Origin of the sequence: Streptomyces sp. NBC_01283 (assembly GCF_041435335.1) — a bacterium.
Classification (GTDB): domain Bacteria; phylum Actinomycetota; class Actinomycetes; order Streptomycetales; family Streptomycetaceae; genus Streptomyces.
Genome location: NZ_CP108430.1, coordinates 4,698,163 through 4,713,107, shown reverse-complemented (window position 1 = coordinate 4,713,107; position 14,945 = coordinate 4,698,163). Strand labels below are relative to the sequence as shown.

Here is a 14,945-nt window from a genome sequence, read left to right as displayed (position 1 = left end):
CTCAGTACGAGAAGGCCATGGGCCGGTCGGCATCGGCGTCGTCATCGGAACCCGAGCCCGAGCCGGGACCGCCGATCTTGGTGGGCGGGTTGAGGTCGGCCTCGGTGAGCTCGGGCGGCCCCTGCTTGATGTACTTGAGCAGCAGCTTCACCTCGATCACGGCGAGGATCGCGTAGATCGCGGTGAACACGACCAGCGAGGTGATGACTTCGCCCTGCGAAACCCCCGGCGAGACCGCGTCCCTGGTCTTCAGGACGCCGTAGACCACCCAGGGCTGCCGCCCGGTCTCGGTGAAGATCCAGCCCCAGGCGGTGCCGATGAGGGGGAAGATCAGCGTCCACTGGGAGAGCACCCACCACCACTTGCCGAGCTTCGGCGCCAGCTCCTTGTTCTTGGTGAGCATCAGCTTCGGCACGTCGTCCGCGCCCGTGCGGTGCTCCGGGGCCAGCCAGAACTTCTTGCGCGTGAGCCAGAGGCCGGCGGTGCACAGGGCCATCGAGACCCCGCCGAAGCCGATCATCCAGCGGTAGGACCAGTAGGCGGTGGGGATGTTGGGCCGGTAGTCGCCGGGCCCGAACTTCTCCTGCGCCTCCTTGTTGAGGTCGTTGATGCCGGGGATCTCGGCGCTGAAGTTGTTCTTGGCGAGGAAGGACAGTATTCCGGGGATCTCGATGGCCACGTCGTTGTGCCCCTTGGACACATCGCCGTACGCAAAGAGCGAGAACGGCGCCGGCTTCTCCGACTCCCACAGCGCCTCGGCGGCCGACATCTTCATCGGCTGCTGCTCGTACATGACCTTGCCGAGGGTGTCGGCGCTGACCACGGTGAGCAGGGTGCCGACGAACGCGGTGACCAGGCCGAGCCGCATCGACATCCGCATGGTGCGGATGTGCTGCTTCTTGCGCAGGTGGAAGATCGCGATGCCGGTCATGAAGGCGCCGCCGACCAGGACGGCCGCGGAGATGACGTGGGCGAAGTTGACCAGCGTCGTCTCCTGGAACAGCACCTTCGAGAAGTCGGTGAGCTCCGCGCGCTTGGTGCCGTCCCGCTCCACGATCTTGTAGCCGACCGGGTGCTGCATGAAGGCGTTGGCCGCGATGATGAAGTACGCCGACGCGATGGTTCCGGCGGAGACGATCCAGATCGTGGCGCAGTGCAGCTTCTTCGGGAGCTTGTCCCAGCCGAAGATCCACAGGCCGATGAAGGTCGACTCGAAGAAGAAGGCGATGAGCGCCTCGAAGGCGAGCGGCGCCCCGAAGATGTCACCGACGAAGCGCGAGTAGTCGGACCAGTTCATGCCGAACTGGAACTCCTGGACGATGCCGGTGACGACACCCATCGCGATGTTGATCAGGAACAGTTTTCCCCAGAACTTGGTCGCCCTGAGGTAGTGCTCCTTGCCCGTGCGCACCCAAGCCGTCTCCAGGATCGCCGTGAGGGCGGCCAGAGAGATCGTCAGAGGGACGAACAGGAAGTGGTAGACGGTGGTGATGCCGAACTGCCATCGCGCCAATGTCTCGGGCGCCAGAGCCAGATCCACGTCGACTTCTCCTTACGGCCGTGATCACATCGGCAGTTTGCCCCTTTAATCCCACTTACCTTGGGAGCAACCGGGACACGCTTGTGAACGCGTTCACATTCACAAGCATTATGTCGTACTGGCTGTCGGCGCGTGGAGGGGGGTCCCCCCCTCGCCTCGGGAACGCAAGAAGGCCGTACCCCGGGAACGCGAGATGGCCCCGGGGAGCACCCCGGGGCCATCTGGTCCTTCTTCGGCCTTCCTCGTCCACAGCGGCCGGAGGCTAGAGCTCCTTGCGGAACGCCTCCGCCGCCTGCAGGAAGATGTCGTTGGCCTCGGTCTCGCCGATCGTGGCCCGCATCCCCTCGCCCGCGAACGGCCGTACGACCACGCCGGCCTTCTCGCAGGCCGCCGCGAAGTCGGTCGTACGCTCCCCGAGCCGCAGCCACACGAAGTTCGCCTGCGTCTCTGGCACCGTCCAGCCCTGCCCGCGCAGCGCCTCGACCACCCGCGTGCGCTCGGCGACCAGCGACCCGACGCGGCCCATCAGCTCGTCCTCGGCCCGCAGCGAGGCCACCGCGGCGTCCTGCGCGAGCTGGCTCACGCCGAACGGCACCGCCGTCTTGCGCAGCGCGGCCGCCACCGGCTCATGGGCGATCGCGAAGCCGACGCGCAGGCCCGCGAGGCCGTACGCCTTGGAGAACGTACGCAGCACGGCGACATTCGGCCGGTCGCGGTAGATCTCGACACCGTCCGGCACCTCCGGGTCACGGATGAACTCGCGGTAGGCCTCGTCGAGCACCACCAGGACATCGCTCGGCACCCGGTCGAGGAACCGTTCGAGCTCGGCCCTGCGCACCACGGTGCCGGTCGGGTTGTTCGGGTTGCAGACGAAGATCAGCCGCGTCCGGTCGGTGATGGCGTCGGCCATCGCGTCCAGGTCGTGGACGTCCCCCGGCGTCAGCGGCACCTTCACCGACGCGGCCCCGCTGACCTGCGTGATGATCGGGTACGCCTCGAAGGACCGCCAGGCGTAGATGACCTCGTCACCCGGGCCCGACGTGGCCTGGATCAGCTGCTGCGCGACGCCGACGGAACCCGTGCCCGTCGCCACGTGCGACACCGGCACCCCGAAGCGGTCGGCGAGCTCGTTCATCAGGCCCGTGCACGCCATGTCGGGGTAGCGGTTGAACACACCCGCGGCGGCGAGCGCGCTCTCCATGACGCCCGGCAGGGGCGGGTAGGGGTTCTCGTTCGAGGACAGCTTGTAGGCCACCGGGCCATCGGCCGCGGCGGGCTTCCCCGGCTTGTAGGTGGGGATACCCTCCAGCTCGGCACGCAGCCTCGGGCTCTTCTCGCTCACCGCAGTCCTCCTCTTGAACACCTGAACGGCCTGACTTCAATACTCCTCACCTTATGAGGATTCAGCGCTGCTGCGAATGGGTCAGGGGGATCCGCTCCACCAGGCGCACGACGAGGGGGGAGCGCTCTCTCTCACAGCGCGCGCCGGTGGCTCACTCCGTGGCGCGCATCACCCGTGAAGGTGAGTTGAGACCTCTTCGAAACATCGCTCATTTGGCAGGCCTGTGCGCGGCGACAAGGGACCGTCCACCCCGGAACCCAGTAACTCCCTTATAATCCAAGGCAGTTGACCCGTACTGACCATGCAGAAACGTGCCTGTCAACAAGTGAATATGCGTCCGCCCTACCCACCCTCATGAGCCCTACTATCGGCTCGCCATGACAGCAGCAGGGAACCATCAGGTGAGCCGAGCGGAGACCGCCCGCCGGGGCAACCGGCAGAGCCGAGCGGGCATCAGAGACGTCGCCGCCGCCGCCGGTGTCTCCATCACGACTGTCTCCGACGCTCTTAACGGCAAGGGGCGGCTTCCGGACGCCACCCGTCGCCATGTCCGCGAGGTCGCCGAACGGCTGGGCTATCGCCCCTCCGCGGCGGCCCGAACCCTCCGTACCGGCAAGTCGGGCCTCATCGGCCTGACCGTGACGACATACGGGGATGAACCTTTCACCTTCACCGAATTCGCGTACTTCGCGGAAATGGCCAGAGCCGCCACCTCCGCCGCGCTGGCCCGCGGCTACGCCCTCGTCATCCTGCCCGCCACCTCCCGGCGCAGCCCGGTCGACGTGTGGTCGAACGTCGCGCTCGACGGCACCGTCGTCGTCGATCCTTCCGACCACGATCCCGTCGTCAGCGAACTCGTGCGCCAGGGCCTACCCGTCGTGTCCGACGGACGTCCTGCCGGGTCACTCCCGGTCACCGCCTGGGTCGACAACGACCACGAGGCGGCGGTCCTCGAGATCCTCGACCACCTCGCGGCGGCCGGAGCCCGCCGGATCGGGCTGCTCACCGGGACCACCACGGACACGTACACCCATCTGTCCACGACCGCCTATCTGCGCTGGTGCGAGCGCGTCGGGCAGGATCCGGTCTACGAGTCCTACCCGGCCCACGATCCCTGTGCGGGCGCCGTCGCAGCCGACCGGCTGCTCGCCCGGCCCGACCGTCCCGACGCGGTCTACGGCCTCTTCGACCCGAACGGCACCGATCTCCTCGCCGCCGCCCGCCGGTACGGCCTGCGCGTCCCGGACGATCTGCTGCTCGTGTGCTGCAGCGAGTCCACGGTCTACGCAACCACCGAACCGCCCATCACCACGCTCTCGCTCAAACCCCGGCGCATCGGCACAGCCGTCGTCCAGCTCCTCATCGACGCCATCGAAGGCCTGGATTCGGGTCGGCCCGTCGAGCAGGTGATACCGACGGAGCTGATCGTGCGCACCTCGTCCGAGCGACGTCCCCCGCGTACGACGGTCAGCCCACCCCGCTCATCCGGACCCGGTTGAGCGGGCCGCCCGGCGGGGAGAACCCCCGTCAGCCGGTTGTCAGTCGGTCGTCAACCGCCCGACAACCGGCCGACAACCGGCACTGCCTGGCACGTCCCGGTCGTGGACTGGGGGGAAACCCCTACCCAATTCGGGAGAAAACCTCGGTGAACTGGGGTTCAGCACTGATTCACCACCCCTGGTGCACCACACAGCGCGAGCCGCATTCCTATGATGGGCGGACGACACCGCGGGCCGCTGCGACCAGGCAGTCCGATCTCGGTGCAGATGCGGCGCAATGGTGGTGGAGGGGTCGATGACTCAGGGGGCCGGTCAGGGACCCGATGTGCGGACGGCGACGTTGCGCGACTTCCGCGTTCCGGCGTACGTCCATGAGACCGGTCCGGTCCAGGGGGACCCGGCGGGTGTGGCGGTTCCGGGCGCTCCGGGGGTGATCCCCGGAGCGCCGGACGCGGACGACGGCTACACCCCCACTCAGCGCGACCTCCCCGTCATCAATCGCGGGGACACCGTGCGAGTGGAGGTGCAGGTCATGCCCGAGCCTCCCCAGGCGCCGGCGACCGACGAACACGGCCCGCTGTACGTGGTGGGCGATGTGCACGGCTATCTGGACGAGCTGCTCGCGGCGCTCCAGGAGCAGGGCCTCATCGACGCCGAGGGCGACTGGTCCGCGGGCAACGCGCGCCTGTGGTTCCTGGGTGACTTCACCGACCGCGGCCCGGACGGCATCGGCGTCATCGACCTCGTGATGCGTCTGTCCGCGCAGGCCGCGGCCGCCGGTGGCTACTGCAAGGCGCTCATGGGCAACCACGAGCTGCTCCTCCTTGGCGCGAAGCGGTTCGGCGACACCCCGGTCAACTCGGGTGCGGGCACGGCCACGTTCCAGGCCGCCTGGCTCCTGAACGGCGGCCAGAAGACCGACATGGAGCGCTTGGAGGACCACCATCTGCAGTGGATGGCCCGCCTCGACGCCATCGAGGCGGAGGACGGGCATCTCCTGATGCACTCCGACACCACCGCCTATCTGGATTACGGCGACTCGATCGAGGCCGTGAACGACACGGTCCGTGAGACCCTCACGCGCAATGACGCCGACGAATGCTGGGACCTCTTCCGGAAGTTCACCAAGCGCTTCGCCTTCCGCGACGAGTCCGGCCCCTCCGCCGTACGCGAACTCCTCGACATGTACGGCGGCCACCGCATCGTGCATGGCCACAGCCCCATCCCGTATCTGCTCGGTGATGTCGGCTCCGAGGATGACTCGGACGGCGGCGGCCCCGTCATCGAGGGACCCCACATCTACGCAGGCGGACTGGCCATCGCCATGGACGGCGGCGTGACCATGGCCGGAAAACTGCTGGTCTGCCAACTGCCCCTGGATAACTGAGCGTTCGCCGGGCAGGCGCACCACTACAGGATCACGCTGGCCAGGGGGCCTATTTCTGGAAACCCCCTGTCACCGCGTGCCTTCACGGCTCTACCATCGGCTTATCCGTAGCAGGCTCCCCTCCGTTTCTGCCCGACGGCTCGCACCCATGCGAGCCCCAAGCCCTACGGAGCATCGGGGGATGCACATGAACAGCGCTCCACACCTGCTCAATGAGGACCGCCCCGAGTACGAGCGGATCCTCGATGAGGCGCTGCGTACGGCACCGAATCGCCCTGATCTCGCCGCAGTGGGCGAGCGGCTCAATCCCGAGCAGCTGCGCACCATGGCGCTGAACGCCACTGCGCTGATCACTGCCGCCGCCACGACCGAGTACACGCACTATGTGAAGGTCCGCGAGGAACTGCGCGAAAGCGGATCTGCCGCACCATCGATCCGGGAGCGGAGCACCGAGGGTCCGGCGGAAGCCGGCTCCGGGGGCCTCGGTCTCGCCACAACGATGGGGGAGGTCACCGCCCAGACATCGGGGGCGGGAGCCGTCGCCGTCGTCGCGGTGCTCGCACCGGTACTCGCCGGGGCGGCCGCCGCGATCTTTCTGCTCGTCGGCTACATCCTGAAGATGCTCAACCCCGAGCCCGCCTTCGCGGAAACCCTGCTCACCGCGGGGTGGCTGTTCGGCGCGCTCACCGCAGGGGGCATCCTGATCGCCGCGATCGGCCTGCTCCTGACCGCCCTGCGCAACGGCGCCACGTCGCTCCAGGCCGGTTCGTACGGAGAACGGAACGAGGAGGTGGTTCGCGCCAGGGAAGCCTGGGGCGAGGCACTCATGGAGCGCGGCGTCCTGCCGTTCCTGCGGGATGCGCTCGCGGATCCCGGGGCGGCGCACGCGGCGCGCACACCGTCGACGGACCCGGGCAGCCGCATGCCCCAACTCGGCTACAACAGGCCCGGGTTCAGCAGCCCGGACGGCGGCCCGGCGGCGGGACCGCGTCCGAGCTTTTCCAGCCCGGACTTCAGCAGCCCGGACTTCGGCGGGCCCGACCACAAGCCGGAGTAGCACGCGGCACGCCGGGGTAGTACGCGACGCTGCTTCGGGCGGGCATGACACCCGCCCGAAGCACGGCGCGGACCATCGCTGAGCCGATTTGGTCGGCTCGGTCAGCTCAGCCGATTCGGTCGGCTCAGTCGGCTCAGTCGGCGATGGGGAGGTACACGCGGTTTCCTGCTGCCGCGAACTCCTTGGACTTCTGCTCCATGCCCGCCTCGATCTCGGCCTTCGGGCCACCGTGCTCACGCCGGATGTCGTGCGAGATCTTCATGCTGGGCAACTTCAGCCTGGAACCGGCACATTCTCGATGGGCGCCAACCCTGAGCAGCTTCGGGCCGTCTCAGAGAATTGGGCCACGCAGAGTCGCCTACGGCGCAGGGGTTGTCACCTTGATGGAATCCACCTGCAGCTCCGGAGCGGTCCTCTCGCCGCCGATCTGATTCTCGTACTCGATGGATCCGCTCACTTCGACCTTCGCCGTGAAGCTGTCATCCGTCACGATCTTCGCGAACGCTTTTACGTCCCCGGTCAGAACGGTGTTGGTCGGGCACTCGTAAGCGTCGGTGTGCCGAACTCCGTCGACGTCCGCGCGAAGAGCCTCGGCACCAGTTGCTGCGTCGGACCGTGTGACCACTCCGTATACGACGTAGCACTCGCCGGTGTGCGCGTCAGGGTCCTTGGCCAGTGCCAAAGGCGACCAGCATCACCCCGAGGAGTGTCAATCCGCACGCCGGACTGGCACTCCCATCTGCCGCAAAGTCCGTCCGGTGATGCTCTGCCCAGTCCAGCCTTGGCAGGCGCCAGAGGCACCACACCCCTCGGCTCGTCCGGGGCCGGCCAAGCAGGATTGCTCAGCACTTTGGGCAGGTCCCTGAAGGAAAGGCTGCAGAGCAGGGGCTTTTGCACTGAGCCAGGCATACGCTGGGCAAAGAGAGTGCGATCGCTAGACGTACTGAGGACGGGCAACCCGTCTCCGTGGGATTGAGCCGCTGATGTCTCCCCAGAAGAAGATCACACCCGGCACCGACGAGGGCTGATCAACTGGGGGCCCACATGGAACAGCTCCAAGCAGTGCAGCAAGTAGACCGCTACGTGCACGAGAGGCGCTCGACGGACCAGAGATTCGTCGGTTGGGGCATCTACTTCTTTCTCCTGTCATGGGTGACGCTAGGCATCTACGGAGTCGTGCTGTTCTATCGCCGACTCAACCGTGCTGACCTCTTCAGAGGTCGCCGTGTGCACTACTACAACGCGGTCATCGAGGCCTCAAAGCAGTACGCCGAGGAGCATGGCCAGTACGAGGCCAGTCACGATGAGCTGGACGACCTGCAGCGCTTTGTGAAAGGCCGTTTCGAGGATGAGCACAAACCAATCAAAGCTGGACTGTCGGTCTTCCTGTCCTTCATCACGCTAGGGGTCTACGGATGCATCGCGATCTATCGGTTGATGCGCTTCTGGTGGCAGATCCAGCTCACTGAACAGGACTTCGACGACAAACTCAGTGTCGCCTGGACCAAACTCGGGATTGTCCGGTATCCGCTGACCTTCGAGCCCGTCCAAGCGCTGAACCGCAGCTTCGGGATGCACTTCCTTCTCTCGTTCGTCACGCTCGGGATCTACGGCATCGTGTGGGACTACCGACTTCACACCGACCCGGAGAAGCTCTACCCCGAGGTGCACTCCACCGAGGACGCGGTCCTCAACGCTCTGCGGGTCGCCGATCCGGTCCTCCCTCACTAGCCATCCGCTGTGGTTCGCCGTACGGGGAAGCGCCGCTCCAGAAGCCGAAGTCTCCTGGAGCGGCGTTTAACTGCGCGTCAGTCCGCCAGCGGCAGGTACACCCGATTCCCGCTCGCGGCGAACTCCTTCGACTTCTGGAGCATCCCCGCCGCGACCTCCTCAGCCGTCGCGTCCGCAGCCGCAGTACCGCCGAACTGCTCCGTGATGCTGTGGCTAATCTTCATGCTGCAGAACTTCGGACCGCACATCGAGCAGAAATGCGCCGTCTTCGCGGGCTCCGCGGGGAGCGTCTCGTCGTGGAACTCCCGCGCCGTGACCGGGTCGAGAGCCAGGTTGAACTGGTCCTCCCAGCGGAACTCGAAGCGTGCGTCCGAGAGCGCGTCGTCCCAGTCCTGCGCGCCCGGGTGCCCCTTGGCGAGGTCCGCCGCGTGGGCCGCGATCTTGTACGTGATGACGCCGGTCTTCACGTCGTCGCGGTTGGGCAGGCCCAGGTGCTCCTTGGGCGTGACGTAGCAGAGCATCGCCGTGCCCCACCAGCCGATCATCGCGGCGCCGATGCCGGACGTGATGTGGTCGTACGCGGGCGCGATGTCCGTGGTCAGCGGGCCGAGCGTGTAGAACGGCGCCTCCTCGCAGATCTCCTGCTGAAGGTCGATGTTCTCCTTGATCTTGTGCATCGGGACATGTCCCGGGCCCTCGATCATGGTCTGTACGTTATGACGCTTGGCGATCGTGTTGAGTTCCCCGAGCGTGCGCAGCTCGGCGAACTGCGCCTCGTCGTTGGCATCCGCGATCGAACCGGGACGCAGACCGTCACCGAGCGAGTACGTCACGTCGTACGCCGCGAGGATCTCGCACAGCTCCTCGAAGTTCTCGTAGAGGAAGCTCTCCTTGTGGTGCGCGAGACACCAGGCCGCCATGATCGAGCCACCGCGCGAGACGATGCCGGTCTTGCGGTTGGCGGTCAGCGGGACGTACGGAAGGCGCACGCCCGCGTGCACCGTCATGTAGTCCACGCCCTGTTCGGCCTGCTCGATGACCGTGTCCTTGTAGATCTCCCAGGTCAGCGCCTCGGCCTGGCCGTCGACCTTCTCCAGGGCCTGGTAGAGCGGCACGGTGCCGATGGGCACGGGGGAGTTGCGCAGGACCCACTCGCGGGTGGTGTGGATGTTGCGCCCGGTGGACAGGTCCATGACCGTGTCGGCGCCCCACTTGGTCGCCCAGGTCATCTTGTCCACCTCCTCCTCGATGGAGGAGGTCACCGCGGAGTTGCCGATGTTGGCGTTGACCTTCACCAGGAACTTCTTGCCGATGATCATCGGCTCGATCTCCGGGTGATTGACGTTGGCGGGGATCACCGCGCGGCCCTCGGCGACCTCCGCGCGCACGACCTCGGGGTCGAGGTTCTCGCGGATCCCGATGAACTCCATCTCGGGCGTGATCTCGCCACGGCGGGCGTACGCGAGCTGCGTCACCGCCTGGCCGCCACGGCCCCGGCGGGGCTGGCGCGGGCGGCCGGGGAAGACCGCGTCGAGGTTCTTCAGGCCGCCGCGCGGCGAGGTGTGCTTGATGCCGTCGTCCTCGGGACGGGGCGGGCGGCCCACGTACTCCTCGGTGTCGCCGCGGGCGATGATCCAGTTCTCGCGGAGGGGCGCGAGGCCCCTGCGGACGTCGGTGTCGATGGACTCGTCGGTGTACGGCCCCGAAGTGTCGTACAGGGTCACGGCCTTGCCGTTGGTGAGGTGCACCTGTCGGACCGGCACCCGCAGGTCGGGGCGTGAACCCTCGACGTACGCCTTGTGCCAGCCGATGGACTTCCCGGCCTCCGCGGCGACCGTGTTCTCGCCGTTTCCGGCGTTCTCGCCGTTCTTGTTGTTCTCGTCGCTGCTGGAGGCAGGCGTGCGTGTGTCCGATGTGGTCATGAGACCTACTCCCTACGCCGGCATTACCCGGTAACAGGTTCGGCGGTCGACGCAGCGGATTCCGTACGGTTCATACCGTTTCGTACGGAGGTCAGCGCCCTCTCAGCCCGGTGCTCCGAGCTCCCGCGATTGCAAAGGTGCCTCCACGCTAGCGTCACGTCGGGCGCGCTGAACAGAGGGCCCCCTCCGTTCTTGCGATGATCGGGCAGTGACCACCACACAGCCGCCGTCCCAGCCGCCCGCCCAGAACGTGCCGCAGGATCCGCACGGGCACTCCCACAGCCATGGCCCGGCCGCCCCCGTCTCCAAGCATCTGCGCAAGGTCATCGCCGCCGTGCTGATTCCTTTCGCCGCGGCGGTGGTCGTGGGGCTCGCGGTGTTCTGGCCAGGGGGCGCACCGTCCCACGAACGCACCGGAGTCGGCTTCGACCGGCAGACCCAGTCGGCCACGGTGACGAAGCTGCAGGAGCTCCCCTGCAAGGACGTGAACGCCTCCCAGACCCCGCCCAACGGCGACACCTCCACCGCCGAGGGGCAGTCGGCGCAGTCCCGTGCGAAGGGCGTCTGCAAGAAGGCGACGATCGAGGTGACCAGCGGAAAGGACAAGGGCCGCACCTTCACCGAGATCGTCCAGCCGGACTCACCGCGGCAGTTGCGCCAGGGCCAGGAGGTGGTGGTCGCCTACGAGCCCACGGCCCCCGAGGCGTTGCAGTACTCGGTCACCGACGTGAACCGGAAGTTCCCCATGGCGCTGCTCGCCGGGATCTTCGCCCTCGCCGTGGTCGTGGTGGGACGGATGCGCGGCGTCATGGCCCTGGTGGCGCTGGCGTTGAGCTTCCTGGTCCTGACGTTCTTCATCCTGCCCGCGATCCTGCAGGGCTCGAACCCGCTGGTCGTGGCGGTGATCGGGGCCAGCGCCATCATGCTGATCGCGCTCTATCTGTGCCACGGCCTCACGGCGCGTACCTCGGTCGCGGTCCTCGGCACGCTGATCTCCCTGCTCCTCATCGGCCTCCTCGGCTCGCTCTTCATCGGCTGGGCCTCACTGACCGGCAACACGGACGACAACACCGGCCTGATCCACGGCCTGTATCCGTCCATCGACATGAGCGGCCTGCTGCTCGCCGGCGTCATCATCGGCTCGCTCGGCGTGCTCGACGACGTGACGGTGACGCAGACGTCCGCCGTCTGGGAACTGCACCAGGCCAACCCCACGATGGGCTGGCGCGGTCTGTACGGCGCCGCCATCCGCATCGGCCGCGACCACATCGCCTCGGTCGTCAACACCCTGGTCCTGGCCTACGCGGGTGCCGCGCTGCCCCTGCTGCTGCTCTTCTCGATCGCCCAGAGCAGCGTGGGCACGGTGGCCAACAGCGAGCTGGTGGCCGAGGAGATCGTGCGCACCCTGGTCGGCTCGATCGGCCTGGTCGCCTCCGTACCGGTGACGACCGCGCTCGCGGCCCTGGTGGTCTCGGCCGACCGCTCGACTCCCACGGGCCACACGGGCCACACGGGCCACACGGGAGGCACAGCCCACGCGGGAGGCGCGGCCCACCCTGGAGGCGGTGCCACTCCCGCCGCTCCCGCGCCCCCTGTCCACCCCGCACCCAAGCAGAGCCGCGGCGGAAAGGGCCGGCGCCGCAAGGCCTGAGGCTCACGCGTCCCGGCACCGCAAGGCTCACGCGGCCGATGCCACGAAATGCACCAATCTGCCGTACGGCTGCGCCCCTTGGCTCGCGGAGTCAGCCGGCGCTCTGCTCCTCGGCGAGGATCCGGTCCAGCGCTTCGTCCAGGTGGGTCTCGAAGTCGGCGAGCGCCCGCTCCTGCCCCAGCGGAACCAGCTTGTCCGTACGGTCCAGGAAGGCGAGGAGCGGTGGGATCCCCACCCTGAACAGCGCCTGGTCCGCACCGACCTGAAGCCGGATCAGCACCTCGTCGAGCAGCTCGGGATCGGTGGGGGCGATGTGCACGTCCCCGTCACCGCAGGCCCCGCCCACCCCGTCGACCAGCAGCTCCCGCCCGAAGGCCCAGGTCACGGGTGCGTCTCCGGGGAGATGGAAGGTCAGCCGGACGGCGTAGGGATCGCCGGTCTCATAACGCAGCTCCACCGGGATGCGAAACGACAGCTCCTCGGAAACGAGGAAGCTCATCATGACCTCTGCCTGGACCGACTCGCGCATCGTCCGCCTACCCCGTCGCTAAAGCTCGACTGGCCAGGAACCAACTCCCTGACACTCATGGCATCTTGCTTAACGTACACATCAGATCACAAGGAGTGAGTTTTCAGATGCTGATAGAGAAGGCAAGTGTCCCTAGTAGCCTTCCGATCTCATTCTGCAAGCGCTCAGCCGCAGGGAGTAGCCGGTCCGCCTGATAGGCCGGAACGGAAATTGCCATGGTCGCCGCAGTGTTACCCGCAGTGATCGGAATCGCGGCGCAGACCGTCCCCAACGCGTACTCCTGCCGCTCCACCACGGGCTTCATCCGGCCCATCCCGTCCAGGCGTCGGATGAAACTCCGGTTGTCACGGACCGAGTACCGGGTGGTCGACTGCACCGGATAGCGGGAGAGGTGGTCCTGCCGCTGTTCGTCGTCGAGTTGAGCGAGCAGACATTGCCCGATCGCATGGGCGTGTCCGGTCTCGCGGAAGTCGGCCCACTCCTCCACCGCCGGATTCCCGGGTGTGTCCGCGACGGCCACGACCTCGATCTCGCCCTCGCGGTAGACGGCGAAGTACACCGGTACGCCGATGGCGTCCCGCCAGTGCTCCAGGGCCTCCCCGATCATGCCGCGACGATTCTGCTGCGCCCCGCTCGTACTCAGCCTCTCGGCCGCCTCCCCGAGCACGAACACACCCTTCTCGCGGCGCAGGTAGCCCTCGTGCGTCAACGTGCGCAGCAGGTGATACGCCGTGGGGAGTGCGAGCCCGGCCTCCCGGGCCAGCTGTTTGGCGGGCGCCCCCTCCTGATGCGCGGAGGCGGCCTCCAGCAGGTGCATCGCCCGCTGCACCGAACCAATGAGAGTCGGCGCGGCTGCGGTTGAGGCCGTGACGGTCGGCGATGCCTCGAACGGGGGGTCGTTGGAGGAGATGTCGGCGGGTGTGGCGTCAACCGTGGCCAAGGTTCACTCCCGAAACGCGTGGGGGTTCCGCCCGTGCCCGGGGATACACGGGTGGGAGCGCAGTGCGCCCGCGCGCGGGGCTCACCCCGCGTCGGTTTTCGGACTCTAACCGTTGGCCGCCGGCCTAAGGCGCCGCACCAGGAAACTTCCCCCACCCGAGCGAACTGTTGCCAGAAGTCACCAATCGCTGCGGGAAGAGGACGAGCCGGATATGAACTTCCGTACGACGTAGATGAGTCCACCCACCAAGGCGACGAAAATCAGTGCCTTGAACAACAGGCCGACCACAAATCCCACGACGCTCGCTATCAGACCGCCGAAGACGACCAGTGCGATGACAGGCACCGCGACCCACTTCACCCACCACGGCAATCCCGAGAAGATCTCCTGCGCTGCCATCGTCCTTACCTCTCTCCGCATCCGTCCTGCTTCTTGCATTCGATGCTAGGCGGGCGGAGGACCCGACGGGGGCTTCGCATCCCTTGTCCTCCCCTGATCCGCCCCCTAGGGAACCCCGAGGTCGCAGCCCTGAGAAGTCAGCCCTGCGGCGTAGAGGCCCAGCCCTCCAGCGGAGATCAGCCCTCCGGCGGTGAGAAGACGACGAGCACCCGCAGGTCCTCGCTGATGTGGTGGAACTTGTGGGCCACCCCGGCAGGCACGTACACCACGCTGCCGCGCGCGACTTGGGTGGTCTCCATGCCGACCGTGATCGACGCCCGTCCGCTGACGATCATGTACACCTCGTCCTGCTGGTGAGGCTGCTGAGGGTCGGACTCCCCGGCGTCGAGCGCGTACAGCCCGACCGACATGTTCCGCTCACGCAGAAACTGCAGGTACGCGCCGTCGTTCGCGGCGCGCTCCGTCTCCAGTTCATCCAGCCGGAATGCCTTCATCGTCCTCGTACGCCCCTTGCCCCAGCCAGCGGACCGACCGCTCTGGCCGTCCGTCTGCAACGATCAGACACATGAAGAATTTCGTAGTCAAGACGATCGCCAACGCGGCGGCCCTGGCCGTCGCCGTGTGGCTCCTCGACAAGATCACGCTCACCGGCGACAGCACGGGCAAGAAGACGCTCACGCTGATCGTCGTCGCACTGCTCTTCGGCCTGGTGAACTTCCTGGTCAAGCCGGTCGTGAAGGTGCTCACCTTCCCCCTGTTCATCCTGACCCTGGGCCTGATCACCCTCGTGGTCAACGCCCTGATGCTGCTGCTCACGTCGTGGCTGGCCGACAAGTTCGACGTGAGTTTCCACGTCGAGGGGTTCTGGACCGCCGTCCTGGGCGGCCTGATCATCTCGATCGTGTCCTGGGCGATGAACGTCGTCCTGCCCGACGACAAGGACTGAGT

Annotated in this window: 15 protein-coding genes and 1 riboswitch; of the genes, 6 read left to right on the top strand and 9 right to left on the bottom strand. The window is 67.1% G+C overall.

All coding sequences use genetic code 11. The annotated features are described in order from the left end of the window. Nucleotide 1: 1 nt before the first annotated feature. Nucleotides 2-1,540 (bottom strand): cytochrome ubiquinol oxidase subunit I, encoded by a 1,539-nt coding sequence (locus tag OG302_RS21465; protein ID WP_371528252.1) that lies wholly within the window; start codon nucleotides 1,538-1,540, stop codon nucleotides 2-4. Between the two features lie 262 nt (nucleotides 1,541-1,802). Next, nucleotides 1,803-2,882: a histidinol-phosphate transaminase gene (gene hisC, locus OG302_RS21460; RefSeq protein ID WP_371528251.1), complete on the bottom strand. Its 1,080-nt coding sequence runs from the start codon at nucleotides 2,880-2,882 to the stop codon at nucleotides 1,803-1,805. Nucleotides 2,883-3,259: 377 nt separating this feature from the next. Between hisC and OG302_RS21455 the strand changes: the two genes are divergently transcribed. The 3 genes from OG302_RS21455 (at nucleotide 3,260) to OG302_RS21445 (ending at nucleotide 6,825) form a co-directional block, all read left to right on the top strand. Beyond that, nucleotides 3,260-4,381, top strand: a complete 1,122-nt coding sequence (locus OG302_RS21455; RefSeq protein ID WP_371528250.1) for a LacI family DNA-binding transcriptional regulator — start codon at nucleotides 3,260-3,262, stop codon at nucleotides 4,379-4,381. 280 nt (nucleotides 4,382-4,661) lie between these two features. Further along, nucleotides 4,662-5,768: a metallophosphoesterase gene (locus OG302_RS21450; RefSeq protein ID WP_371750186.1), complete on the top strand. Its 1,107-nt coding sequence runs from the start codon at nucleotides 4,662-4,664 to the stop codon at nucleotides 5,766-5,768. A 181-nt stretch (nucleotides 5,769-5,949) separates the two neighbouring features. Further along, the gene (locus tag OG302_RS21445) at nucleotides 5,950-6,825 is read left to right on the top strand and encodes a hypothetical protein (RefSeq protein WP_371528249.1); all 876 of its coding nucleotides are present in this window, start codon (nucleotides 5,950-5,952) and stop codon (nucleotides 6,823-6,825) included. A gap of 133 nt (nucleotides 6,826-6,958) precedes the next feature. Here OG302_RS21445 and OG302_RS21440 read toward each other — a convergent pair whose 3' ends face one another. Next, nucleotides 6,959-7,087, bottom strand: coding sequence for a hypothetical protein (locus OG302_RS21440; RefSeq protein ID WP_371528248.1), 129 nt, complete (start codon nucleotides 7,085-7,087; stop codon nucleotides 6,959-6,961). A gap of 96 nt (nucleotides 7,088-7,183) precedes the next feature. Continuing rightward, complete coding sequence (locus tag OG302_RS21435) at nucleotides 7,184-7,507, bottom strand: hypothetical protein (protein WP_371528247.1); 324 nt, start codon at nucleotides 7,505-7,507, stop codon at nucleotides 7,184-7,186. A gap of 362 nt (nucleotides 7,508-7,869) precedes the next feature. Between OG302_RS21435 and OG302_RS21430 the strand changes: the two genes are divergently transcribed. Continuing rightward, entirely contained in the window at nucleotides 7,870-8,556 is a 687-nt protein-coding gene (locus OG302_RS21430; protein WP_371528246.1) for a DUF4234 domain-containing protein, read from the top strand. Nucleotides 8,557-8,633: 77 nt separating this feature from the next. On the opposite strand, the gene thiC is transcribed toward OG302_RS21430, so the two are convergent. Beyond that, on the bottom strand, nucleotides 8,634-10,478 hold the full coding sequence (thiC, locus tag OG302_RS21425) for a phosphomethylpyrimidine synthase ThiC (RefSeq protein ID WP_371528245.1): 1,845 nt from the start codon (nucleotides 10,476-10,478) through the stop codon (nucleotides 8,634-8,636). Beyond that, nucleotides 10,471-10,615, bottom strand: a riboswitch (TPP riboswitch). (Overlaps the previous gene by 8 nt.) Nucleotides 10,616-10,686: 71 nt before the next feature. Here thiC and OG302_RS21420 point away from each other — a divergent pair. Next, complete coding sequence (locus OG302_RS21420; protein WP_371528244.1) at nucleotides 10,687-12,129, top strand: YibE/F family protein; 1,443 nt, start codon at nucleotides 10,687-10,689, stop codon at nucleotides 12,127-12,129. Between the two features lie 91 nt (nucleotides 12,130-12,220). On the opposite strand, the gene OG302_RS21415 is transcribed toward OG302_RS21420, so the two are convergent. The 4 genes from OG302_RS21415 to OG302_RS21400 form a co-directional block, all read right to left on the bottom strand. Beyond that, nucleotides 12,221-12,658, bottom strand: a complete 438-nt coding sequence (locus OG302_RS21415) for an SsgA family sporulation/cell division regulator (protein ID WP_371528243.1) — start codon at nucleotides 12,656-12,658, stop codon at nucleotides 12,221-12,223. Nucleotides 12,659-12,761: 103 nt separating this feature from the next. Then, nucleotides 12,762-13,475, bottom strand: a complete 714-nt coding sequence (locus OG302_RS21410; protein WP_371750185.1) for an IclR family transcriptional regulator — start codon at nucleotides 13,473-13,475, stop codon at nucleotides 12,762-12,764. Between the two features lie 300 nt (nucleotides 13,476-13,775). Next, nucleotides 13,776-13,997, bottom strand: a complete 222-nt coding sequence (locus tag OG302_RS21405; protein WP_371528242.1) for a DUF5326 family protein — start codon at nucleotides 13,995-13,997, stop codon at nucleotides 13,776-13,778. 176 nt (nucleotides 13,998-14,173) lie between these two features. After that, on the bottom strand, nucleotides 14,174-14,491 hold the full coding sequence (locus tag OG302_RS21400; RefSeq protein ID WP_160506069.1) for a cupin domain-containing protein: 318 nt from the start codon (nucleotides 14,489-14,491) through the stop codon (nucleotides 14,174-14,176). A gap of 71 nt (nucleotides 14,492-14,562) precedes the next feature. Between OG302_RS21400 and OG302_RS21395 the strand changes: the two genes are divergently transcribed. Next, the gene (locus tag OG302_RS21395) at nucleotides 14,563-14,943 is read left to right on the top strand and encodes a phage holin family protein (protein ID WP_361828875.1); all 381 of its coding nucleotides are present in this window, start codon (nucleotides 14,563-14,565) and stop codon (nucleotides 14,941-14,943) included. Nucleotides 14,944-14,945: the final 2 nt, after the last annotated feature.

Coding starts and splice junctions, on each gene's coding strand:
- OG302_RS21455 (WP_371528250.1), top strand. CDS start 3,260: ATGACAGCAGCAGGGAACCATCAGGTGAGCCGAGCGGAGACCGCCCGC.
- OG302_RS21445 (WP_371528249.1), top strand. CDS start 5,950: ATGCACATGAACAGCGCTCCACACCTGCTCAATGAGGACCGCCCCGAG.
- OG302_RS21440 (WP_371528248.1), bottom strand. CDS start 7,087: ATGAAGATCTCGCACGACATCCGGCGTGAGCACGGTGGCCCGAAGGCC.
- OG302_RS21430 (WP_371528246.1), top strand. CDS start 7,870: ATGGAACAGCTCCAAGCAGTGCAGCAAGTAGACCGCTACGTGCACGAG.
- thiC (WP_371528245.1), bottom strand. CDS start 10,478: ATGACCACATCGGACACACGCACGCCTGCCTCCAGCAGCGACGAGAAC.
- OG302_RS21415 (WP_371528243.1), bottom strand. CDS start 12,658: ATGCGCGAGTCGGTCCAGGCAGAGGTCATGATGAGCTTCCTCGTTTCC.
- OG302_RS21410 (WP_371750185.1), bottom strand. CDS start 13,475: ATGCACCTGCTGGAGGCCGCCTCCGCGCATCAGGAGGGGGCGCCCGCC.
- OG302_RS21405 (WP_371528242.1), bottom strand. CDS start 13,997: ATGGCAGCGCAGGAGATCTTCTCGGGATTGCCGTGGTGGGTGAAGTGG.
- OG302_RS21400 (WP_160506069.1), bottom strand. CDS start 14,491: ATGAAGGCATTCCGGCTGGATGAACTGGAGACGGAGCGCGCCGCGAAC.
- OG302_RS21395 (WP_361828875.1), top strand. CDS start 14,563: ATGAAGAATTTCGTAGTCAAGACGATCGCCAACGCGGCGGCCCTGGCC.